The 24,713-nt window shown below is 38.1% G+C and carries 22 protein-coding genes; 2 read left to right on the forward strand and 20 right to left on the reverse strand.

Going from position 1 to position 24,713, the window contains the following annotated elements; all coding sequences use genetic code 11:
- Positions 1-8: 8 nt before the first annotated feature.
- The 8 genes from C4H12_RS08245 to C4H12_RS08285 form a co-directional block, all read right to left on the reverse strand.
- On the reverse strand, positions 9-395 hold the full coding sequence (locus tag C4H12_RS08245) for a pyruvate carboxyltransferase (protein ID WP_371514458.1): 387 nt from the start codon (positions 393-395) through the stop codon (positions 9-11).
- Positions 392-1,021, reverse strand: coding sequence for an HAD family phosphatase (locus C4H12_RS08250; RefSeq protein WP_106098504.1), 630 nt, complete (start codon positions 1,019-1,021; stop codon positions 392-394). The genes C4H12_RS08245 and C4H12_RS08250 overlap by 4 nt, the downstream gene beginning before the upstream one ends.
- Complete coding sequence (locus tag C4H12_RS08255; RefSeq protein WP_106098505.1) at positions 1,014-2,096, reverse strand: Wzz/FepE/Etk N-terminal domain-containing protein; 1,083 nt, start codon at positions 2,094-2,096, stop codon at positions 1,014-1,016. The genes C4H12_RS08250 and C4H12_RS08255 overlap by 8 nt, the downstream gene beginning before the upstream one ends.
- A gap of 2 nt (positions 2,097-2,098) precedes the next feature.
- The gene (locus C4H12_RS08260; protein ID WP_106098506.1) at positions 2,099-4,567 is read right to left on the reverse strand and encodes an SLBB domain-containing protein; all 2,469 of its coding nucleotides are present in this window, start codon (positions 4,565-4,567) and stop codon (positions 2,099-2,101) included.
- 523 nt (positions 4,568-5,090) lie between these two features.
- Positions 5,091-6,275, reverse strand: a complete 1,185-nt coding sequence (locus C4H12_RS08270; protein ID WP_106098508.1) for an FtsX-like permease family protein — start codon at positions 6,273-6,275, stop codon at positions 5,091-5,093.
- Positions 6,276-6,279: 4 nt separating this feature from the next.
- Positions 6,280-6,921 (reverse strand): ATP-binding cassette domain-containing protein, encoded by a 642-nt coding sequence (locus C4H12_RS08275; protein WP_254424734.1) that lies wholly within the window; start codon positions 6,919-6,921, stop codon positions 6,280-6,282.
- Entirely contained in the window at positions 6,911-8,518 is a 1,608-nt protein-coding gene (locus C4H12_RS08280; RefSeq protein ID WP_106098509.1) for a DUF4836 family protein, read from the reverse strand. The genes C4H12_RS08275 and C4H12_RS08280 overlap by 11 nt, the downstream gene beginning before the upstream one ends.
- A 60-nt stretch (positions 8,519-8,578) precedes the next feature.
- Entirely contained in the window at positions 8,579-9,826 is a 1,248-nt protein-coding gene (locus tag C4H12_RS08285; RefSeq protein WP_106098510.1) for an efflux RND transporter periplasmic adaptor subunit, read from the reverse strand.
- Positions 9,827-10,521: 695 nt separating this feature from the next.
- Between C4H12_RS08285 and C4H12_RS08295 the strand changes: the two genes are divergently transcribed.
- Positions 10,522-11,670, forward strand: coding sequence for a PD-(D/E)XK nuclease family protein (locus C4H12_RS08295; protein WP_106098512.1), 1,149 nt, complete (start codon positions 10,522-10,524; stop codon positions 11,668-11,670).
- An 11-nt stretch (positions 11,671-11,681) separates the two neighbouring features.
- Positions 11,682-12,098: a phosphohydrolase gene (locus C4H12_RS08300; protein ID WP_106098513.1), complete on the forward strand. Its 417-nt coding sequence runs from the start codon at positions 11,682-11,684 to the stop codon at positions 12,096-12,098.
- A 181-nt stretch (positions 12,099-12,279) separates the two neighbouring features.
- Here C4H12_RS08300 and rpoB read toward each other — a convergent pair whose 3' ends face one another.
- The 12 genes from rpoB to C4H12_RS08360 form a co-directional block, all read right to left on the reverse strand.
- Positions 12,280-16,089 carry a DNA-directed RNA polymerase subunit beta gene (gene rpoB, locus C4H12_RS08305; protein ID WP_106098514.1) on the reverse strand — a complete coding sequence of 1,270 codons (3,810 nt, stop codon included), beginning with the start codon at positions 16,087-16,089 and terminating at the stop codon, positions 12,280-12,282.
- A gap of 57 nt (positions 16,090-16,146) precedes the next feature.
- A complete protein-coding gene (locus C4H12_RS08310) occupies positions 16,147-16,608 on the reverse strand; it encodes a hypothetical protein (protein WP_106098515.1) in 462 nt (153 codons plus the stop codon).
- A gap of 156 nt (positions 16,609-16,764) precedes the next feature.
- Complete coding sequence (gene rplL / locus C4H12_RS08315) at positions 16,765-17,142, reverse strand: 50S ribosomal protein L7/L12 (RefSeq protein ID WP_106098516.1); 378 nt, start codon at positions 17,140-17,142, stop codon at positions 16,765-16,767.
- A gap of 50 nt (positions 17,143-17,192) precedes the next feature.
- On the reverse strand, positions 17,193-17,711 hold the full coding sequence (gene rplJ / locus C4H12_RS08320) for a 50S ribosomal protein L10 (protein WP_106098517.1): 519 nt from the start codon (positions 17,709-17,711) through the stop codon (positions 17,193-17,195).
- Between the two features lie 22 nt (positions 17,712-17,733).
- Positions 17,734-18,423 (reverse strand): 50S ribosomal protein L1, encoded by a 690-nt coding sequence (gene rplA / locus C4H12_RS08325; RefSeq protein ID WP_106098518.1) that lies wholly within the window; start codon positions 18,421-18,423, stop codon positions 17,734-17,736.
- Between the two features lie 12 nt (positions 18,424-18,435).
- On the reverse strand, positions 18,436-18,873 hold the full coding sequence (gene rplK / locus C4H12_RS08330) for a 50S ribosomal protein L11 (protein ID WP_106098519.1): 438 nt from the start codon (positions 18,871-18,873) through the stop codon (positions 18,436-18,438).
- A 60-nt stretch (positions 18,874-18,933) separates the two neighbouring features.
- On the reverse strand, positions 18,934-19,485 hold the full coding sequence (gene nusG, locus C4H12_RS08335; RefSeq protein WP_106098520.1) for a transcription termination/antitermination protein NusG: 552 nt from the start codon (positions 19,483-19,485) through the stop codon (positions 18,934-18,936).
- A 12-nt stretch (positions 19,486-19,497) separates the two neighbouring features.
- Positions 19,498-19,683, reverse strand: coding sequence for a preprotein translocase subunit SecE (gene secE, locus C4H12_RS08340; protein WP_106098521.1), 186 nt, complete (start codon positions 19,681-19,683; stop codon positions 19,498-19,500).
- A 118-nt stretch (positions 19,684-19,801) separates the two neighbouring features.
- A complete protein-coding gene (locus C4H12_RS08345; protein WP_106098522.1) occupies positions 19,802-21,187 on the reverse strand; it encodes a leucine-rich repeat domain-containing protein in 1,386 nt (461 codons plus the stop codon).
- A gap of 588 nt (positions 21,188-21,775) precedes the next feature.
- Positions 21,776-22,462, reverse strand: coding sequence for a TIGR00730 family Rossman fold protein (locus C4H12_RS08350; RefSeq protein ID WP_106098523.1), 687 nt, complete (start codon positions 22,460-22,462; stop codon positions 21,776-21,778).
- Positions 22,463-22,648: 186 nt separating this feature from the next.
- Positions 22,649-23,821: a VWA domain-containing protein gene (locus C4H12_RS08355; protein ID WP_106098524.1), complete on the reverse strand. Its 1,173-nt coding sequence runs from the start codon at positions 23,819-23,821 to the stop codon at positions 22,649-22,651.
- Complete coding sequence (locus tag C4H12_RS08360; protein WP_106098525.1) at positions 23,821-24,555, reverse strand: outer membrane beta-barrel protein; 735 nt, start codon at positions 24,553-24,555, stop codon at positions 23,821-23,823. Before C4H12_RS08360 ends, C4H12_RS08355 begins: the two co-directional genes overlap by 1 nt.
- Positions 24,556-24,713 lie beyond the last annotated feature (158 nt).

Consider the following 24,713-nt stretch of genomic DNA (forward strand, 5'->3'; position numbering starts at 1 on the left):
ATCTTTGCTTATATTTTTAGTTGTAACGCCTCGTTATAAGCACTTTCAAAAGCTAGAAGATTAATGCCTGTTGTGATATGCTGGGCTTGGAAGTAAGTGAGTAGCTTTTCAGTAGGTAGATAGCCCCCATATCCTTTAATTGCACTGTAGAAACACTGGTTACCTGCTTGGTATGCAGTAGCCAAATGGGCTATGGTAATGCCTTGCTGGGTTATGGAAGGTATTTCGTCTTCTAAACAGAAGATTTGAGTAGAGGTGTTTGAAAAGTCTAAGTTTTCGGTTAAAGGGAATAGTTCAGCTTTAAGGGCAATCCCATAAAAACCAACAGCCAATAAGGATTGTAAGTAATCCTTATTGGCTGTTGTTACACATTCTATAAGTTGTAGATTGTTCATAACAATTCTTTCATTGTTTGTATCCGTTTATTGGCTGCGCTCAAATCTTGCCCTCCAGATAGCGGATTATCAAAGCCTATACACTGCATTCTGGCATTTTTAGCTGCTTTTATGCCATTAGTGCTATCTTCAATTACCGTAAATTGTGCTGGGGGTAAGTTATAGCACTGTGCTACTTTCAAGAAAATCTCGGGGTTGGGCTTGCTGTATTGTACATCGTCACCGCTCATTATCACCTCAAAATAAGAGTCTATACCTGTTTGTTGGGTGAATATGTTTATCAACTTTCGGGGGGAGGAGGAGGCAAGGGATAGATGTTTTCCTTGTGCTTTAAACTTCTCTAGTACTTCTTTTACATAAGGAACTAAGGGCACTTGTATCTCTGGCAAGCGTTTAAAGAAGTAATCACGATGAAACTGCATCAGTTCTTCCACAGTTTCTGTACGTGCTGCATCATGTTTTACTTTTTCCCACATTGGATAAGCCGACATACCTGTAAGAGTTTCAATATAGAACTTATCAAAAGGAATTCCTTTCTCCTGAAAAGTTTCATATATGAGTTGTTGATGCATAGGCTCACTGTCCAATAGCACCCCATCCATATCAAATATAATATGATTAGTCATTAGCAGCTTGTTGTTTAGCTTTTAGTTGTTTTCTAAAATCACTTATAAATACACTTCCTATACCTACTACCAAACCTATAAACATCCAAATGGCTATAATCATTATTCGATTTGGCTTTGAGCGTTCATTAGGTACACTTACAGGTTCAATAATTGTGAAAATAGGTTGGTCTTCTTTTAACTTAATACGCTTAGTTTCTAGTTGTTTTGCTAACTCAGTATATACACTGAAAGCTAAGTTATATTCGGCTTGTAATTGTTGCAAACGTGTTTGAGGCAAATTACTAAAGAGGTCTCTGTTACGATCTTGAAACTGAGCTACAGCATATTGTTTTTCTTTAGCGTCTTTCTCTGCTTCAGCACAACGCTGTCGCACAAAATCGTATTCTTCTTTAGCTTTTTGTAATTTGAACTCTGTTACAGTTTCTTGTAGCAACTGTTGTGCTGCTTGTAACATCTGTGCCGAAGGCAAGGCTTCAGGCATTGCACAAGATAAGGTAATAAGCCCCTCTTTTTCATTCAAATTAATTTTAAGTCGAGTATCTATACTATTCAATATACCTCGTTCTTCCTTGCTAAGACTCATAATTTGAGTAGTATCTGCAATACTAAGAGCAGGTTCTGGAGCTGGTGTACTGCTAAATACACTCATAATGCGCCCCATAAGGCTGGGCTTAGTATGTTTTTGGCAATATTCTTCATAGGTAATAGGCTGAGGTATATCAGAAAAAGTCAGCTTTGTTTGTGCTAATTTCTTTCTGAAAGGTACACTTTCTACAATTTTAGGATATGTAGTAAGAGGTAACATCTCAGAACTTCCTCCTCCAATGCTAATACCCGCCAATGCCGCCAAACCACCTAAGTTACTACCTCCTTTACTTTCTGTTTGTGGCACTACTATAGTAGTTGCTGTATATTCTTTAGCCGAGAAAAGAGCTATTAAGATCCCTATCACCAAGAAAACTAAAGTAATAAGAAATATTCGTTTGCGTGCCGACCATATTTTTTGAATCAGTGCTATTAAGTCTATCTCATCCTCTTCAGGGGCATTAATTGCCTTTGTAGTCGCTTCCATAGTTAATTTTTTAATACATTGTAAATAAGTACACCCATAGTAGTTATAGCCGAAATAATACCTACTGTTTCACCTGTTGATAAGCGTTGACGCTCAGGTTTTGATGGCACTATAATAATAGCCCCAGGCTCTAAACTTGGGTAGTTATTAAAAAACAATGAGGTACGAGTTGCTTTAATATCACCATTAGCATACAATACATAAACCGAACTCTTTTTAGCTCTGCTACTAAAACCTCCTGCTTGTTCTATATATCTACGCAATGATTGTCCGCTTTGGTAACGTACCAGTGAAGGTGCTAATACTTCACCACGTATCTCTATAGTCTGTTTTTCCGATGGTATCATCAGCATATCGCCTTCATTAAGCAATAAGTCGTATTTGCTGTGTTTATTCTTTAATATTTTATCCAAATCAATACCTATACGATATTCACTAGTCTTCTTAGCTGCTTTTTTAAGTGATTGGGTACTATCATTTGCTTCCTCAAGACTTACCAAATCATTTAAAAAGTCTTCTTGCTGTATTTCTCCTTCATCTGTCTTCTTGCGAACTAAAGTAGCGCCTGCTTTATAAGCATAAGGAGTAAACCCGCCTACGCGATCCAAAAGGTCTGATATACGTTCATTCTTACTTTGTATGCTATACACCCCTGGGTATAATACTTCTCCCATTACCGATACCGTTTGCATAGGCGTAAATCCTTTAATATAACGTACCGAAACTATATCATTAGGCTGCAAAGTAAGCGACTCTCCTTCTGGCTTCAATTCATTATTAGACGATACTTTAAATACCTGACTTAGCCTCTGGAAGTTACCATCATTCTGCTCTCTAAAAACCTCTATTACCGAAGGATCAGCTCCGTTAGAAAGTCCTCCTGCCAAAGATATCGCATCCTCTACCTTCATATCTTCCATATACGCCAATTCACGTGGCTTATTTACAGCTCCTTCTACTTTTACAAAGCGTTTAAACTGTAATGAATCCTTATAGAAAATATATAAACTATCATTATCCTTTAGCGGAATATTATCCTTTTTCTCTAGAAGATCTTTTACCGAAAAACTAAGTGTTTTATAATCCACACGGTTTTCAGTACGGAAAATAAGTCCCCTATTCAATGACGCATCCTTTTTCACTCCATTAGCTTTATTCAAAAGGTCAAGTGCGGTCATCCCTTCTCTAAACTCATACACACCTGGCTGGTACACTGCCCCTCCTATGCTAAGTCTATTTTGGTACTCATCAGTTATTTGGTGCACTTTCAGGCGGTCTCCATTTTGCATCTTTAGTTTTGAAATATCTGCAAATGATATCTCTTTCACCTCACGTTTTGCCTCTTTAATGCGTTCCAGCACTAAGGTATTTGTAAAGGCATCAGAGGTAAATCCTCCAAAAAAGCTCACCAAGTTCGCCAGTGTCTCATTATCCAATGTTTCATAAAAACCTTTGCGCTTTACCTCTCCTTCTACCCACACACGGTTTTTGTAAGGCGATACTACTATCACATCTTGGTCTTGCAACCCAATATTGCCCTTTTCCGAACCATTGATAAGAAAATCATAAATATCAAATGTAGCTACCTTCTTTCCTCCTCTCACAAGGTTTATCTCACGAAAAGTCCCGTTTTCCGACGGACCTCCACATGCATACAAAGCATTCAATACTGTCGAAAGTGAGCTAAGCGAGTAAGTACCTGGCACTACTACCTCACCAATGATGTTAACCTTCACTGTACGCACTTGGGTAATGGTAACCCCTGTATGTATCTTAGCATAACTACCATCAGGTGCCGATATACCCGAATAAATACGTTTCAAAAACGCATTTATCTTAGTCTTTACCTCAGCAAACGAAAGTCCTCCCACATGTATACGCCCTACTCCATTTAAGAAAATATTCCCTTCGGCATCTACTTTTTGCTTAAAATTACCTTCCGTTGCCCCCCATACTTCCACCAATAGCTCATCACCAGGACCTACTTGGTAGTTCTCTGGCGTTGCCATATTCAAGTTCGGGGTAAATGATATTTTAGGATTTTTGAAAAAATCCATCCCAAATATAACCTTCTTCTTATCTTTTTTTACTTCGTCCTCCTCTACAGGCTCTTTCTTTTCTTTGCCAGTATAACCAAAGATATCATCTTCATCAGCAGGCTTGCGAAGCTTGTCGTTATCAGTTGCCGTTTTGCTTTTATTAGTGGCACTACCCAACTGTAAAATACGCTGTTTCAGCTTCATAGCTTGCTGCTCTTGCATACCACGAGCACGCGCCATAGCCACAAACTGATCCACAGTATACCCCTGCGCTTGGGCTCTCCCCCAAGCATTTTGTATCTGGCTATCCGTTAAATTATCAACATTTACAGTGGTAATATCCACGTTGTTAGATGCATTGTTATTTACCTGAGCCACAGCTATAACCGAAGTAAAAAACAAGCAAAACAAGAAAATCTTTAATTTCAACATTTCTAAATGAATAGTTTTAGGGCGCAAAATTACAAATAATTTACCAATTTACAAAACTTATATTTAAATTGATATGGCGTTTTCTTCTCATCAAACCATAACCACAAAACCTCTAAAAACACCCCCTCTCTTAACATTAAAAAATTCTCACTTATTTTCCTTTTTCCTTGCCAATATCTCAAAAATATCCATCCTCACTCTCCACCCCCCTACCACTTATCTCCCACCTGATAATCACCTCTTTCTGCCCCACCCTTTTACCCCTTACCTCTTATCTTTTACCTACTTTAAACGAACCTATAACGAAGGATAAACGAACTATAAACGAAGGATAAAAGTCACTCCTTTGGTTTTCAGTCACTTCATCTCCCCTATCCTTCTTTGCCAAATTCGCAACAAAACTCCCCAAACATTGCATTTTCCTCAATCCCCTAAAAACAAGAAAAGCCAATGCACTCACTCGTGCATTGGCCAATTCTCGAATTTATTAACTTTAAATCAACACCCTGTTTATTCTAAATAATTAAACATTTGCCAATCTTTTAATACTTCTCAGTACCAGATAGTTATATAACACACCCAATACTACCAGCAGCACCAAGGCTGCCACCAGCAATCTACTCTGTTCATTGCCAAATTCAAAAAGAGTATTCAGCTTTTCAGTATATAACTTCCTTATATAGATGCTAGCCCCCACAGCTACCCCCACAGCAAGCAGTGTAACCACACTCACCACTATCTGATAAAACTTAGCAATACGCCTCGCCCCATAACCTATATGATACAAATTCACTATTTGTTCCTTATGCTTCTGGATGATAAGATTAATACTTAACAATATAAACGACACCGATAAAACTATTATAATCAATGCTATAGCAAACACAAATAACAAAGCCGAATGAAAAAAGAAACTCATTTTGCTCAGCTCCAACTCATCTTTGTTTATCGATAAATCATTCTCCTTAAAAAACTGCAATATCCGCTCATCCGATGGGTTTTCAAACTCCACCAACAGCCTACTCGTATTAGTAACTTCAGTACTCCCATACTCCCTATTTGCCCAATCCAAAAAAGATTGAGGCACCAAAATAGAGTTTATTTTGCTCGAAAAACCTACAATCCTACTCTGGTAATTATCTCTCTTGCCATTACCACTCACCTCCAAATGAAAACTCAACTGCGAAATAGTACTTTTTGAAAACACAGGCAACCCTTGGCTTTCAGCAAAACCAAAGTTGTAAAGATTCAAATAATTCTCAGGAATAATAACCGGCACAAAGGCATCATCAGGCTGCCATTGCCACTCATCTGTCTGCACATCAAGGTAGCGGTCAGGTATACTCTCAAAAAAAAGATCAGTATAAAAAAGCGGTAAATTATCATCCTTACCCGTATAAGCCCCAATCTTGAAAGTAGCAGGAGTAAAGTGCGACACACTCTTCACAAACGACTCCTTTTGCAAAGCCTCTTGCTCTTCATTGCTGAAATAAATACCACTTTTATCTATCGTCCTAAACGCCGAAATATTCTTGCTCACCACCGCATACTTGCTCGAAAACACATCTGTTTGCTGCTGTAATAAAGGCTTCACATCCCAGTACAGTTGCACCACCGTAAGCAGTATGCACACCCCTATACACAGGGTAAGAGCATACCCCACCACTTGTGATTTTACCAGCGTATCTTTTTGTAATTTATAAATCATACTCCTACTTCTTACCTAAATCAAGTTTTTTATCATACCTAAAATACTCATTACCCCCCAACGAAGTAACCAATAACCCAGCACCCCTATCTTTAAGCTCCTCTTCAATAATATCCACCAAAATAGCCGTATTTACCTCATCCAAATGACTAAAAGGCTCATCCAATAACAAAAACTTAAAAGGCTGACACAAGGCTCTAATAAGCGCAATACGCTGCCGTTGCCCCAGTGACAGGGTCTGTACCAAGGTATCACACTTATGCCCCAGCCCTACCCTATCAATAAGAGCCTTTATCTCTGCTTCTGTTTTGTAACCTGTCAGGCTGTTTTTTAACTCTATATTCTCAAAAGCGGTAAGCGTAGGGAATAGCTTCAAATCCTGATACACATAGCTCAAGGTATCAATTCTATAACCCTGTACTTCCTTTTTGTCAAAGTGTCCATCATAAGTAATAGTACCATCATACTGAAAACTCGCCCCATAAATAAAGTTCAATAATGAAGTTTTCCCTTGTCCCGACTGTGCCCTTATAAGGTAACGTTGTCCTTGCTCAAACTCCACCCCCCTCTGTAAGTAAATGTCGGAAGAAGAAATCTCCTCTCCCGACATATACGTAGGTTTTATATTCTCTAATTTAATATTCATCTTTAAGCTCCTCGTCCACTGCCTTAAATATACTGTTTAGTATATTTTTCTCTACTCCTTTAAGGTTGTATACAAACTCAGCAGTATTGTTATCCACACGTTTTATTACTATACTTTCCGAAAAACGTTTCCAAACAGAAAAAGAATACTCATCTTGCACCTTTTCTATTAACGCCTTAGGATAGTTATCAATATTCAAATCAAGTTTAGCATACATTAAGCTCTTACTTGCTTCTTTAGCCAACTCAGTATTGGTAGCATTATTACTATAGCCTCCTGCCAAAAATCCTTCTACCTCAGCAGCACTATTACTTGCAAAAAGCATTTTATCTGTATAAGCCATATACAAATCACTATTCCATAAGTCTTTAAGATTGTAATAGCCATTCTCTTTTTGTAAATTACCTTTTTCCACAAGTCTATCAATAAGAGTTTTATCTTTTAATTCCAAAGCCACATTCATTATAGGCAATAAGGTTTCTTGAGGCGCTTCCACCCACTTATAATCATATGTATCCTCATCAAATCTAAGGGTAGTACCAGTATAAGTATGTGATTCAAGTTTAACAAGTCCTACAGTAAAGCTCCCTGCCAATAAGTTATTTAAATTATCTTGGGTAAGTCCTTCTTTAGCCAATTCTCTATTTATCTCTTTATCACTTACAATACCACTAAACTGTGATTTCATCAATTGAATATAGTTCTTAAAGTTGAAAGCCGCTGCAAAAGCAAAGTGCATTTTTTCAGGGAAATACTTTAATACCTCTGTATTAAATGATGTATCATACACATCGTATTGTTTCATTAGTTTAGCATACTCTTCACCATACAAGCCGTGCATCGTAGCCTTGATGTTCTCTTTACCAAAGTCTACAAAGCCATACACTTTAGTATCTTTCTGTAATTTCATCATACTCATATAGGCAGAACCAAGCAATCCCATTCCAGGATGATTTAGCACTGTCTCAAAGTCTATCCAGAAATTAACATCCTTTTCTCCACTTAAAAACTCATCAAAACCTTTTACTTTGGTTACTTGTTCATCTTTTTTCAGTGAAAAGAATTTGTTTACGTTTTCTTTATAGTTACTCCTATTCGAGAAATCAGTAAGTAGTAAGGCCTTATCTCCATCCCATGCTAGTGTCAAATCTTCTTCTATTCGCACTATTTTCCTGCCATCTACGGTTTCTATATCAAGCTCTTTCCCTTTACTTTTGTATATTTTACTTACAAAATCTTTAAAGTTGCTATCACTCTTAAGCGCCATAGTGACCCCTATCACAACATCGCCTCCTTGCAAAAGATAGAAATTGTAAATATTTGTCTTTAGGTCAATCCCCGACGATTTAGGGTCTCTTAGTACCTCTTCAAATAACTTCCCAAACGATTCATTATCCTTTTTTATACTTTGTTTCAATTTCTGAAATGAAGGTAAATTCTGTAGTTCCTTCACATCAGCTTTTTTATAAAGTGACTCTACATCAAACGATAGTACTACCGTTGCCTCCTTAGGGATTACAGTTAAGTTCTCCGCCTTTTTTGAACACGAGGTCAGCCCCAATACAGCCACCCCCAATAATAGTAAAAACTTTTTCATTGTATATTTGTATTTTTTTTTAATTATTTCTCAGATATTAGATTCTCTATAACATTAGCCTTATTTCTTACTGCTAACCTTTACAACATCACCATTTTTTAGATTTTTAGTAATTACAGCATACGGACCGGTAATAATCTCTTCATCTTTACCCACTCCCGAAATTATTTCTATATTCACATTATCTTGTATGCCTGTAGTTACCTCACGCAGTTCAGCCTTACCATCTTTCAGCACAAATACAGCTTCAATCTTCTTATCCCCTTCTTCTTTAGATGCTTTAGCATTAACATCCGATTTCTTTTTCACAAGTATGGCACTAATAGGCACTGCTACCACATCTGTTTTCTTTTGGGTTATAATATCCACTGTAGCAGTCATCCCTGGCCGAAAAGGTGAGTAACCTGCTGTTTTGCCTTGTAATAAGTCCGTGTATGATGACTCTTCAATATGAATTTTAACTTTAAAGTTCGTTACTTGGTCTACACTCGTCGTTGCATTAGCAGTATTGGCTATATTAGTAACAGTCCCCTTAAACACACGCTTTAAATAAGCATCCACTTCCACATTCACCGAGTCTCCTACACTTAGCTTTACAATATCATTCTCATTCACATCTACTTCTACCTCCATATTACTGAGGTTTGCTACACGCATAATCTCAGTACCCGACATCTGTATCGTTCCTACTACACGCTCACCCAGCTCCACATTTAGTTTTGATATAGTACCATCTGTAGGCGAATAAATAAGCGTCTTCTTCAAGTTATCACTAGCTTCCGATACACTTGCCATAGCACTCTGCACATTATATCGTGCCGACTCTCGTGATGCCTTAGCCACCTCATAAGCCGAAGTTGCCTTATCCCAATCCGACTTTGATATCACTCCTTTTTCAAATAATATCTTGTTGCGTTTATAGCTCTCTTCAGCTTCTTTAAGGGTTGCTTCTGTTTGTTGTAAGCTCGCTCTCACTGTTTCCAAGCTCGCAGCACTACGTTTCACTACCGATTGGTATATATCCGGATTAATACGCACCAGCAAGTCTCCTTTCTTCACCATCTGTCCTTCTTTTATCGGAAGTTCTATAATCTCTCCCGATACCTCCGATGATATCTTAATCTCCAGTTCTGGCTGTATCTTTCCCGTCGCCGATACCTTCTGAGTAATAGTCGTAGGTATCACTTTTTGCATATCTACCTCAGGAGCAGGGTTTTCATCACCCAGCCAACCTACTTTTTTAGCCACTACCAACAGTAACAATATCACTACTGAAGCAATGATAATAATAGTTTTTTTCTTTTTCATACGGCAGTAAATTTGCGGCAAAGATACAAAACAATTATCAATTAACAATGAGCAATGAGTATTTTTTTATATCTTTGTAACCTCATTAATTTACTAATTTACCCATTGGCTATATTATATGTCTTACTTAAAAAACCTTTCTAAAAAAGAAAAAACCACCTCAATCCACACCTTCTCCCTCCCTACCTCTTACCTCCTACCCAAATTGCGAATTCTTCAAAAATTCCTTCCCCCCACTCTCTTTCCTCCTACCTCTTATCTCTTACCTGATAATCAGCCCTTTCCACCCCACTCTCTTACCTCTTCACTCTTATCTCTTACCTACTTTAAACGAACCTATAACGAAGGATAAACGAACTATAAACGAAGTATAAACATAAAAACACTGATTATCAACCATTTCAATCCTAACTACCCTCTTTGCCAAATTCACAACAAAACTCCCAAAAAACTGCATTTTTCTCAATTAATCTCCACTTTATAGCTATTTTTATCAATTATCAATTCTCCTCCATTTCTACCCCTTCTTACCTGTCACATCCCCAAACCTAACTCCTAAAAAACATCCCTCATTTTTGCCGAACAAATAAAAAAGTGTACTTTTGTACGTATTATTTAATACTTATACTTTTAAAAAGATTTTATCAAAAATAAAATAGTCCATTCCCCTAAAATTAATACTAACTATAAAACCTATGAAAATCTTAGAAAATCTATTGCAACAAATCTCCACCATCACCCAAAAGAATAACGAACTTTTAGACGCTACCGGAGGTCGCTTCAATATGTTCCGCATCTGCGGAGTAAACCATTATGAAAACACCCATTCTGCCATTATTGCCGAATTGCTAAACCCCAACGGCTCTCACTCACTAAAATCAGCCTTCCTCCAAGCCTTTTTAAGCCTAATCAACAAAGATTTTATACCCCCTACATTCAATCCCTCAACAGCAATTATATATACAGAATACACTACCGATAACGGACGCATAGATATTCTTATAGAAGACAACCAAAAAAACGCTCTTATCATAGAAAATAAAATCTATGCTACCGATCAGCACGAACAACTAAAACGCTACAACCAATACGCCCAAAATAAGTACAAAGCACATAACATCTACTACCTCACACTCTTCGGCGATAAGGCTTCACTCCAAAGCAGCGAAGGGGTCAGCTACCTCCCCATTTCTTATTCCGACACTATCATCAAGTGGTTAGACCAATGTATTGCCCTATCAGCTCGCATACCCACAGTACGTGAAACCCTCATCCAATATAGTAACCATTTAAAAACACTTACAAATCAAGATATGAACACCAAAAATCAAGAAGAAATAGTAAAAACCTTAGGCGATTTTAACGACTTAAAAGCCGTACAAAGCATCTTTCTAAACTATACCAAAGTATTCGATTACTTAGCCCAAAAGCATTTTAACCCCAAAATGGAAGAATTTGCCAAACGTAACAACTTAGAATACCACTATGAGAAAGTAGAAGATAAAAATTACGATTCTTACATAAGGTTTTACCTTACTAATCCAAAATGGGAAGGAAAAATAGAAATTAGTTTTGATTTTGAAGAAGGAAGCTATTACTACGGAGTATGTAACAACCCCGAAAAATACAAACTTTCACCAGAAAATAAAGCAATCCTACACCAGCGTTTAGAAGAAAAAGGTATCCCTATTGAGGAAACGCAATGGTACCCCTTTTATGAAAACATCGATAACCTAACAGTAGAAGTTTGGGAGACAGATATTGTAAAAAATGACACTTTCTTCGAGAGTTGCAAACAAAGAGTAGAAATACTATTAGCTGCCTTAAACAACTTAGAATTATAACCCACATTATTATGTTAGAAAAAGCCATACTTATAGCTACAGCAGCCCATAAAGGACAAACCGATAAAGCAGGATTTCCTTACCTTATGCATCTCATTAGGGTTATGAATGCAGGACAAACCGAAAATGAAAAAATCTGCGGTATTTTACACGATTTAATAGAAGATACCTCTTACACATTTGAAACGCTACAAAAAGAAGGTTTTTCAGAAGAAATTATAACTGCCTTACAGTGTTTAACCAAACATCCCAATGAAGATTATCAGCATTTCATTACACGTATTAAAAATAACCCTTTAGCTATAAAAGTAAAACTCAATGATTTGCGTGACAATATCGATATTACAAGATTAAAAGAACTCACCGAAGAAGATAGATTACGGCTAAATAAATATCTAAAAGCATATCATTTTTTATCTAATTCCTAAAAAAGAAACCCAAATTATTGCATTACACAATAATTTGGGTTTCTGTATTTTAGTAATTTCTCGCTTTACAACTGTGCACCATAGTGAAACAACAATTTGTTAAGCTCAAAAAATCATCAGAACTTTGCACCCGAAAAGTTTCAAGAAACCCTTCTACTCAGTTCTTTGACATATTGTTTTTCTATTCCTCAAACCTGATATCTAAGCCCAAGCCTTTAAGCTCGTGCATCAACACATTGAATGATTCTGGCAAGCCTGGTTCCGGCATAGTTTCACCTTTCACTATAGCCTCATAAGTCTTAGCTCTACCTACCACATCATCAGATTTTACAGTCAAGATTTCACGCAAGGTACTAGATGCTCCATAAGCCTCCAATGCCCATACCTCCATCTCTCCAAAACGCTGACCACCGAACTGTGCTTTACCTCCTAATGGCTGCTGAGTAATAAGTGAGTACGGACCTATAGAACGTGCGTGCATCTTATCATCAATCATATGTCCAAGTTTGATCATATAAATCACACCCACGGTAGCTTTTTGGTCAAAACGTTCACCAGTACCACCATCATATAAGTAAGTATGACCAAAGCGTGGCACACCAGCCTCATCAGTAAGCTCATTAATTTGCTCTAATGATGCCCCATCAAAGATAGGCGTTGCAAACTTCTTACCAAGCTTTTGTCCTGCCCAGCCCAATACCGTTTCATATATCTGCCCGATGTTCATACGCGAAGGCACCCCTAGTGGGTTCAACACGATGTCTACAGGTGTACCATCTTCAAGGAAAGGCATATCCTCATCACGTACAATACGTGCTACGATACCCTTATTACCGTGTCTACCTGCCATCTTATCACCTACTTTCAGCTTACGCTTCTTAGCTATGTATATCTTCGCCAATTTCAATATACCCGCAGGTAACTCATCCCCTACTGAAAGGGTAAACTTATCACGGCGCAACATACCTTGCAAGTCATTTTCACGAATGCGATAGTTATGCAATAAGTCATCTATTAAACCATTTATATGGCTATCATTAGTCCAACCTGCCGAGGTAAGGTGTGCGTAATCTTCAATAGCTTCAAGAGCCTTTTTAGAGTACTTCTTACCTTTAGGAATAATCTCTTCACCAAGGTCATTTACAACTCCTTCCGAAGTTTTCTCAGCTACTAATGAATAGATTTTATCTAATAATTTAGCTCGCAAAGCTGCAAATTTAGCATTGTAATCAGCTTCAAGGGCAGCAGCATCTTCTTTATCTTTACTGCGTTTACGTTTATCTTTTACAGCACGTGAGAACAGTTTTTTGTCAATTACCACACCGTAAAGTGAAGGAGAAGCCTTAAGTGATGCATCCTTAACATCACCTGCTTTATCCCCAAATATGGCACGAAGTAGCTTTTCTTCAGGAGTAGGATCCGATTCTCCTTTAGGAGTAATCTTACCAATAAGTATATCACCTGGTCGTACTTCTGCACCAATGCGAATCATACCATTCTCATCTAGCTCTTTAGTAGCATCTTCCGATACGTTAGGAATATCATTAGTAAGTTCCTCTGCACCCAATTTAGTATCACGTACCTCAAGGGTGTATTCATCAATATGGATAGAAGTAAATATATCATCACGTACAGCACGTTCCGAAATTACAATCGCATCCTCAAAGTTATAACCCTTCCAAGGCATAAAAGCTACTTTCATATTACGCCCTAATGCCAATTCACCATTTTCAGTAGCATATCCCTCACAAAGCACTTGTCCTTTTTTCACTCGTTCACCTTTTTCTACAATAGGCTTCAAGTTAATACAAGTACCTTGGTTCGTTTTGCGGAACTTAATAAGGTTATATACAGTCTCATCAGGATCAAAGCTTACTAACTTCTGTTCTTCAGTACGATCGTATGTAATGATAATTTTCTCAGCATCTACATAATCAACAGTACCATCTCCTTCAGCATTCATTAGTACACGTGAGTCCGAAGCAATACGGCGTTCCAAGCCTGTTCCTACAATAGGAGCCTCAGGTTTTAACAAAGGTACAGCTTGGCGCATCATATTCGATCCCATCAACGCACGGTTCGCGTCATCATGTTCCAAGAACGGAATAAGTGAAGCCGATATAGATGCAATCTGGTTCGGAGCAACGTCTATGTATTGTACTTCATTAGGTTCAATAACAGGAAAGTCTCCATCCTCCTTCACTACCACTTTCTCCTCAGTAATTTTACCATTGCCATCCAAAGCAATGTTTGCCATACCAATGCGCAAGCCTTCCTCATCTTCAGCAGTAAGGTAAGTCATATCTTTTAGGTCTACCTTCCCATTAGTAACCTTGTGGTAAGGAGTTTCTATAAAGCCCATACCATTTACTTTTGAGAACACTGCTAATGATGAAATCAACCCGATATTCGGCCCCTCAGGAGTTTCAATAGGGCACAAACGTCCATAGTGAGTATAGTGTACATCTCGCACCTCAAAGCCTGCACGTTCACGTGATAAACCTCCAGGTCCTAAAGCCGATAAACGTCGCTTGTGAGTTATCTCTGCCAATGGGTTTGTTTGGTCCATGAACTGAGACAACTGGTTAGTTCCAAAGAATGAATTAATAACTGATGATAGTGTTTTAGCATTGATCAAATCAATAGGAGTAAATACCTCATTATCGCGTACATTCATACGTTCACGAATAGTACGTGCCATACGAGAAAGACCTACACCAAACTGAGCTGCCAACTGTTCACCTACAGTACGTACACGACGGTTTGAAAGGTGGTCAATATCATCTACTTCAGCTTTTGAATTGATAAGCTCTATCAAATATTTTACAATAGTAATGATATCCTCTTTGGTAAGCACTTGCTTTTCCATAGGGGTATCTAAACCTAATTTTTTATTGATACGATAACGTCCTACATCTCCCAAGTTATAACGCTGGTCTGAGAAGAACAACTTATCTATAATACCACGAGCTGTTTCTTCATCAGGCGGTTCTGCGTTACGCAATTGTCGGTAAATATGTTCTACTGCTTCTTTTTCAGAGTTCGTAGGGTCTTTTTGTAATGTATTGTGAATAATAGTATAATCAGTAGCCTGACTGTCCTCTTTATGCAAAAGAATAGCCTTTACATTAGCTTCTAGAATCTCTTGAGTATTATCTTCATCAAGTACTGTATCACGATCTAAAATAATCTCATTACGTTCTATTGAAACTACTTCTCCTGTATCTTCATCCACAAAGTCCTCATGCCAAGTATTAAGCACACGGGCAGCTAAGCGTCTACCTATGTATTTTTTCAAAGTAGTTTTTGAAACCTTAATTTCTTCAGCTAAGTCAAAAATTTCTAATATATCTTTATCACGTTCAAACCCAATAGCGCGGAAAAGTGTAGTTACTGGAAGCTTCTTTTTACGGTCAATATACGCATACATCACATTATTGATATCAGTAGCAAACTCAATCCAAGAACCCTTAAATGGTATAATACGTGCCGAATAAAGTTTGGTACCATTAGCGTGAAACGACTGACCAAAGAATACCCCTGGCGAACGATGTAATTGTGATACTACTACACGCTCAGCTCCATTGATAACGAATGTTCCGCTTGATGTCATATAAGGCACAGTGCCTAAATAAACATCTTGTACGATAGTTTCAAAGTCTTCGTGCTCAGGGTCGGTGCAATAGAGCTTCAAACGAGCTTTCAGTGGTACACTATAAGTAAGTCCTCTCTCTATACATTCTTCTATTGAATAACGCGGAGGGTCTACGAAATAGTCAAGGAATTCAAGCACGAATTGATTGCGAGTGTCAGATATAGGAAAGTTTTCCTTAAAAGTATGGAATAATCCCTCGTGCACTCGGTCTTCCGACTTGGTTTCCATCTGAAAGAACTCTTGAAACGATTTAATTTGAATATCCAAAAAGTCAGGATATTCAGGGGTGTGTTTCACGGAAGCAAAATTCACTCTTGCGGTTTGATTCGTAAGCATTTTCTTTACTTTAAATTATTATTTAGTGTGTTAGTAGTAAGTTGTTATCATTAGTTGTTAGCTGCCACAGTAGATATAGGTTCTTGCAACACCATCTTCTTCTCTTTCTACTTCAGAACCTTCATAAAGTATATGGTCACCTAATTCTTTATTAGCCTGTTGGTTATGTACTTTCATCAGAAATTCATAACCCAAAAAGCTCTTTCCATTATCAGGAAGCAAAGTCGCTGCCAATTCTACCTGATAACCATACTCATCATCATCAGGTTCTTGCTCAAAATAATCTTCATCTTCCATCAGCTCCTCATTGGGTAGTATATCTTCTGGATGTACCCAAGCCATATATTGCATTTCAATACTAGGCTCATCAATTACTAGCTCATCTAATCGCCATTCTTTTTCATTTTCACAGCTAATATTATACTCTTCAATATCCTTTTTAAACTCTTCTACAGTATTGTAATATTTCTTAGAGAAACTCCAATAGATGTTATTTAAGCGTTCAAGATGTTTGCTCATTTTGTTTTATGTTTATTTGGCAGAAGTATCTTTAATATTCCACCATAATATTGTTATTGTATTGTTTTGTGCGTTAGCTTTTATTTAAATTACAAAATGGTTTAGGTCTTTTTACCATTGAAAAAGACCTAAACCTTATGGGGTTTATTTGTAAAATTATTTCAATTCTACTTCAGCTCCAGCTTCTTCTAAAGATTTTTTAAGACCTTCTGCCTCTTCTTTAGAAACACCTTCTTTTACTTTTGAAGGAGCACCGTCTACTACTTCTTTAGCTTCTTTTAGTCCAAGACCAGTAAGATCTTTTACTAATTTAACTACAGCTAATTTGTTAGCACCTGCTGATTTCAAGATTACGTCAAATTCAGTTTTTTCAGCTGCTGCTTCAGCTCCACCTGCTGCAGGTCCTGCTGCTACTGCTACTGCTGCTGCCGCTGGCTCAATTCCGTATTCTTCTTTAAGGATTTGTGCAAGCTCGTTTACTTCTTTAACGGTTAAGTTTACTAATTGTTCTGCGAAATTTTTTAAATCTGCCATTTTTTCTATCGTTTTTTTAATTGTTTATGAATAAATTTGTGCGTTCTGAATTACTCTTTTTCAGACAAGGTTTTGATAATACCTGCCAATTTTCCGCCTCCTGATTTAAGAGCAGAAATAACATTTTTAGCAGGTGATTGAAGCAAGCCGATGATGTCACCAATAACCTCATTCTTAGATTTGATTGCCGCAAGAGAATCTAATTGGTTATCACCTACAAAAACAGCCGAATCAATATAAGCCCCTTTCAAAATAGGCTTTTCTGATTTTTTACGAAACTCTTTGATAAGCTTAGCAGGCACATTTCCTACTTCTGCATACATCAATGAGGTATTACCTTTAAGAATACTTGGTAATTCACCAAAATCCTTATCTGAAGCTTCCATCGCTTTAGCAAGCAAGGTATTCTTCACTACTGCCAACTTGATATTTGCTTTAAAACAAGCACGACGTAACGCACTTGTAGCTTGAGCATTTAATCCAGTTAGGTCTGTTACATAAATAACATTATTTTCAGCTAACTGAGCAGTCAAATTTTCTATTACTAATGATTTTTCTTCTCTTGTCATAATTTCGTTTTTTAACTACCAATTAAACTGTTTTAGTATCTACTGCCACACTAGGACTCATAGTAGTTGAAAGGTAAATAGATTTCATATAAGTACCTTTTGCAGCGGTAGGCTTCATTTTTATCAATGTTTGTATAAGCTCATTTGCATTATCTACAATCTTCTCTACTGAGAAAGAGGCTTTACCTATTGAAGCATGTACAATACCTGTTTTATCTACTCTAAAGTCAATTTTACCAGATTTTACTTCTTGTACAGCTTTACCTATCTCCATAGTAACAGTACCTGTCTTAGGGTTAGGCATCAAACCACGAGGTCCTAGCACACGTCCTAAAGGTCCTAATTTACCCATTACAGCAGGCATAGTAACAATAACGTCTACATCTGTCCAACCATCTTTAATTTTTTGTAGATATTCATCCAACCCCACATAGTCAGCACCAGCTGCTTTAGCTTCAGCTTCTTTATCAGGAGTTACAAGGGCCAACACTCGCACATCTTTACCTGTTCCGTGAGGTAGTGTTACCACACCACGAACCATCTGGTTCGCTTTACGTGGGTCTACTCCCAATCGCACCGCGATATCTACCGAAGCATCAAATTTTGTGTAAGTGATTTCTTTCAATAATGCAGAAGCATCTTTGAGGGAATAAAGCTTATTCCTATCAACTTTAGCAAGAGCTTCTTTGTGTTTCTTTGTCAATTTTGCCATAATGCTTTCCGATTAAAAAGGTTTTTCACCAGTTACTGTTATACCCATTGAACGTGCCGTACCAGCAATCATAGTCATTGCTGCCTCAAGGGTGAATGCACTCAAATCAGGCATCTTATCCTCTGCTATAGCCTTTACTTGTTCCCAAGTAACATTGGCTACTTTCTTACGGTTGGGCTCTCCGGAACCTCCTTTAACCTTAGCGATTTCCAATAGCTGAACTGCAGCAGGAGCTGTCTTTATAACAAAGTCAAATGACTTGTCTTTATAAACTGTGATAACAACAGGAAGTACTTTCCCTTGTTTGTCCTGTGTACGAGCATTAAACTGTTTACAGAACTCCATAATGTTAACACCGGCAGCACCTAATGCGGGTCCAATTGGTGGCGAAGGGTTCGCTTGACCTCCCCGAGCTTGTAGTTTAACTACTTTACTAATTTCTTTTGCCATTGTTTATTATTAATATTTATTTAATTTTTCCCTCACACCTATAGGCATTCAGGCTCTTTGTTACATTTTTTCTACTTGGGTATAGCTAAGCTCTAATGGCGTTTTTCTTCCAAAAATCTTCACCATTACTTCTAGCTTGCGCTTCTCCTCATTCACACGCTCAATAGTCCCGTTAAAACCATTGAAAGGCCCATCTATAAGCTTCACCATCTCTCCTACTTCATACGGAATAGCTACCGCTTCTACTGTCTCAGCTAGCTCATCTACTTGCCCCAACATACGGTTCACATCCGCCTTGCGTAAGGGCAGCGGGTCTCCCCCTTTGGTTTCACTTAAAAAGCCTACTACACCTGGAATTGATTTGATTATATGGACTACCTCTCCAGCCAAATGAGCTTTTACCATTACATATCCTGGCATATGCACTCGCTCCTTAGTAATTTTCTTACCATTGCGCACTTGCACCACCTTCTCTGTAGGCACTAATACCTCTTCTACATAGTCAGCATAGCCCAAACGGCTTGATTCACTCTCTATGTAGTTCTTTATTTTATTCTCCTGACCGGTAACTGTTTTTACAACGTACCACTTCTTTTCTAACAATCCAGACATTATCCGTTGTTTTTATTGCATAAATTTAAAATACTTACCTATAAGGTATTCAAATGAAGAATCCATTCCCCATATAACTAATGAAAATAGCACGGCAAATACCACTACTACCACCATTTCTTTCTGTGAACTAGCAAGTGTAGGCCACGTTACGTGGTTCTTTAACTCTTCATACGACTCTTTAATATACTGAACCATAATATGTTATGTTATATCAATGTGTTATTTAGCACACAATTATGCACGCTTTTGGGTGGCAAAAGTACAACAAATATTTTAACCTGCAAAACTTTTGCAACTTTTTTTGAAAAAAAACTTATTCCACAGCGCAGTCTTGCCAGCCTACAGCTTGTTTATAAGCCTCAACCGATCTATATGGCACCACTACCTTCCCCTTATACCCCAAACTCCTATTTACTTCCGGAGGCGTTACTGCCTTACAATGCAATTCTGTAAGTCCGCTATTCTCAAAGGCTGCCAAATCAATCTTTTCTACTGTAGCTGGCAATCTCAGTTCTGCCAAACTACTACAACCATAAAATGTCTGTACCCCTATACTCGTTGTAAATTTTGATAGTTTCACTTCTTTTAAGCTACTACAATTATAGAAGAGTTTTGCAGCCACCTCTATCACTGCACGAGGCAACTCTATGGCTTGCAGGCTCGTACATTCACCAAAGGCAAATACACCTATATATTTAACCTCATCAGGAAGCGTTATTTCTTGAAGATTCTTGCAGCCATAAAAAGCCCCGTAATATATATCGGTAAGCGCCAACGGAAACTGCACCGCTGCAAGTGAAGTGCAATTTCTAAAAGCATGCATATTAATTTTCTCTACCGTATCTGGAATGATAATAGCCTGCAAAGCAGTACAATCCAAAAAAGTATCATTCAGTATATGCCGCAAGCCATAAGGCAACTTTGCTTGTTGTAACCCCGTACAACTATGAAAAGCGCTAGACCCTATATATATCACACTGTCAGGAATATCAATAGCCTTTAGCCTCTTACAATACTCAAAACAGTCATCTCCTACCACCTCCAAGGCCTCAGGAAGCAAAATCTCTTCCAAAGCCTCGCAATAAGCAAAAGCACTACTCTTAAGATGCCTTACACTCGCTGGCAAATTCACCTTTTTTAGTTCCTTACACTGGTAAAATAACCCCGACGGTATCACCCTTAGGTTTTGAGTGATGAAATTCACTTCTTTAAGATTCGTATTATCTAAGAAAACCCTACCACCAAGCACCGTAACACTTTCAGGAATATCAACCTGTTGTAACAAAAAGCATCCTCTAAAAGCCTCCTCACCTATCTCTGTTACCGAGTTAGGTAATGTAACACTCTGTAATTTAGAACAATAAGCAAAAGCTTGCGCACCTATTTGCTGAACCGAATTAGGCAACATCTCTACCCCTTCAAGAGCCGCACATCCCAAAAAAGCACGCTCATCAATAGCTGTTACTCCTCCCCCTATATCAATACTTTTCAGCCTATTACAATCCTTAAAAGCCTCAGCACCAATCATCTTTACAGTGCGTGGCAACTCAATACGCCCATCCGCCGGAATCTTATTATTCTCACACTTCAGTAGCGTACCCTCTTTAATAAACAAAGCCTCTACCCCTTTTTGTGCTGTCAAAAACTGCACACACAATAGCAGAAACCATAAAATGTATGTACGAGTGGTAGTCTTCATTATATTTTGCTTTTATATATTTCAAGCTGCAAATATACAATTTATTTATAAAATAACAACTAACACCAAACAAAAATAACACCGATTTTACATTTAAAAAATACTCCCTATTCCCCTGTCAAACAATATCTTTAAAGCCCACAACTCCCCTTCCTCTACTCCCAAAAGTCCCATCTCCTCTACCTCACCCAAAATTAAAAAATTCTCACCTTTTTCTCATTTTTGTTACCAATCTTTCAATTTTTTCTCATCCCCCACCCTCACTTCTTATCTCTTGGATCTTATTTGATAATCAACCCATTACACTTCCATCCACCCCCCAACCACCTTATAACTATAGCTTAGGAAGAACGAACCTATAACGAAGGATAAACGAACTATAAACGAAGGATACACCTCACTCCACTGATTATCAACCGCTTCACCTCCCCTCCCCCTCTTTGCCAAATTCGCAACAAAACTCCCCAATCACCACATTTTTCTCATCTCTCCCATCTCCCTCAGCTACTCAGTACTAACAAAAAAAACTTTGCTAAGACCTTATAGCCTTAGCAAAGTTTCCATTTGTCAATTATCAATTATTAATCCTTAGAAGTTTGGTCTTAGCTGCTGTTTATTATTGTAGAAATCTTCTATCACTTTAATCACCTCTTCTTCTGTATCCACCAAGTGAAACAAATCCAAGTCCTCAGCACTAATATTACCAAATTTCTCCAGCAAAACCTGCTTAATCCATCCCACTAAGCCTCCCCAATAGTCAGTACCTACCAAAATAATAGGAATTTTATCTATTTTACCAGTCTGAACCAAGGTAAGCGTCTCAAAAAGCTCATCAAGCGTACCAAAACCACCTGGCATAGCCACAAAAGCCTTCGAATATTTAATAAACATCACCTTTCTAGCAAAAAAATAGTTGAATTTAATATTCTTATCGTGGTCTATATAGCTATTGTTGCTCTGTTCAAAAGGCAAGTCAATATTCAGTCCTGCCGATACTCCTTTGTTAAGGTGTGCCCCCTTATTACCTGCTTCCATAATACCTGGCCCACCACCAGTAATAATACCAAAACCCTCATCTACTATCTTTTTGGCAATGCGCACAGTAAGTTCATAATAAGGATTATCAGGCTTAATACGTGCCGAACCAAAAATACACACACACGGCCCTATCGAGCTCATCTGCTCATAACCGTGTACAAATTCCCCCATTATTTTAAATATCGACCAAGAGTCGTGTGTCTTAGTATCATTCCAAACTTTTGAATGTTTTTTCATTGAGTTAAGTGTTAAAAATTAAAAAAAATAAGGCATATAGCCTTCCCAACCATAGTTATCAAAATACGTGTCCTAATAGCCCTCTATATCATCGCCTACAAGCGTTTTTCTATTAAAAGCTGAAAATAACAATAATATATATTAAAAAAAAAAAGTCCTCCAACCCCGATGAATTAGCAATTCATCTTACACCTCTTTCTCTGTCCTACTCGCACTTTCAAACTTTTTAAGGTCATTACCCTTCAGTGCATTCTCTACCAGTTCAGGCAATCTATCAGGCGTACAAGCAAAACAAGCAATACCCAATTTACTAATCTCTTTGCCAAGATGTTCATCATAATCAGGCCTACCACTGTCCGACAAAGCCAAAAGTACTATTACCTTTACCCCATCTTGATGCATCTCATTCAGTCTGCGCAAAAGCCCCGCTCTCACCCCTCCTTCATAAAGGTCTGATATAAGGATAAACATCGTCTTACGCGGATTCTCAATAAGTGTCTGGCAATACGCCACCGATTTGTTAATATCAGTTCCACCGCCCAGTTGCACCCCGAAAAGCATATCCACAGGGTCTTGTCTACAAGCCTCCGTAAGGTCTGTAATCTCTGTGTCAAACACTACCACGTGAGTATCCAAAGCTGGCATACTTGCAAAAATAGACCCCATCACCGATGAGTAGATAATCGAATCACACATCGAGCCACTTTGGTCTATATCCAGTATCACCGTCCAATTCTTTTGCCGTTGGGTACGTTCAAAAAAGTAAAACTTCTCAGGTATAATACGTTTCGTAGCCGTATCGTAATTCTTAAGGTTGCGTTGTATGGTTCTTTTCCAATCTGTCGATGAGAAATTAGCTATAGGGGTATGCGCTTTTTTGTTCAAAGCACCCGTAACAGCCCTGCGCAAGTCCTGTTCCATACGCTTCATAATCTCGTTCACCACCTCTTTTACCAACTCTCTGGCTGTATCTTTTGATTTGGCAGGAATCTGCCCCTTCAATGCCATCAACGTACCCACCATCGAGATATCTGGCTTTACATTCTTAAGAGTTTCAGGTTCAAAAAGAAGTTTAGTAAGCCCCTTGCGCTCAATAGCATCCGTTTGGATAACACTCACCACATCAGGCGGAAAAAAAGAACGTACATCAGTAAGCCACTTCGCCAAGTTAGGAGAAGAACTCCCCAACCCAGCCGAGCGCTTTCCTCCACCACCTCCATTGCCAGTACCATCTGTATCGTCATAAAGGGCAGCAAGAGTAGCATCCATCAGTGATTGCTCTTCTGTCAAAGACACATCTCCCATAGCCTGTGCATCCCGACCCAAAATAAGTCGCCATCTTGTAAGTTGATCGTTCATTATAAAATATAAAACAAGAGTCCTATTTGTAACACATTTGATTTTAAGCTTGTACCATCATTGGCTTTAGCATCACTCAGCATAGGCGAAAGATTATATTGCACAAAAAAGTTCAAGGCGTTATAACCAAAAGCAATAAAAGTTTTTAGCTGAAAAGTTTTAGCTATATCAACATTCTGGAAAGAAGTATCTACCTCATTAGCCGTATACAAGCTCCTACCGCCAAACAAGTACGCCAATCGTACACCTGTGTACACCCTCCAAAACTTATGACTTTCAGGAGTCGAAGTTCTAAACCTAAACTCTACAGGTATCTCAATAGCATGTGTCTTAAAATAATTCTTACTGATGGCCAAATCTTTAAAGTGCTCCACTATCTCATAAGTTACCACATCCAAAGCTCGGTTAGCCACCATATTGTTATACACCACATCATAAGCATACCCCACACCAATACCAAAACCCAAATTGCGTTTTTTATTCAGAGGTAAGTCACGTATAAAACCTGCGTGTATCCCGTGTGATAAATTATGTTGCACCACACTATTTGCTTTCCCAGCAAGGTAATCGTATGTAAGTCCAATATAAAACTGGTCTTCCAAGTAATGCAAATCAGTAGTAGTGCCGCTTATAGTACTTGCGGCAGTCCCTATCATACCATCATCACTATCCTCTTGCCCAAAAGCATTTATAGTGAAAAGCAGAAATAAAAAAGGGAAAAAAATCTTATCCATTCTTTCTAATTTTCGGCAAAGGTACAAATAATTAGCAAATTAACAAATGTACCAATTACCATATTTAAGTCAAACACACACCACCTTTCTCTCTCCTCAGCACAATAATCCATCCTTACACTCTCAGCCAACCCTAAGTTAAGACCGAACGAACGAAT

This window comes from Capnocytophaga sp. oral taxon 878 (assembly GCF_002999135.1).
In the GTDB taxonomy this organism is placed as follows: domain Bacteria; phylum Bacteroidota; class Bacteroidia; order Flavobacteriales; family Flavobacteriaceae; genus Capnocytophaga.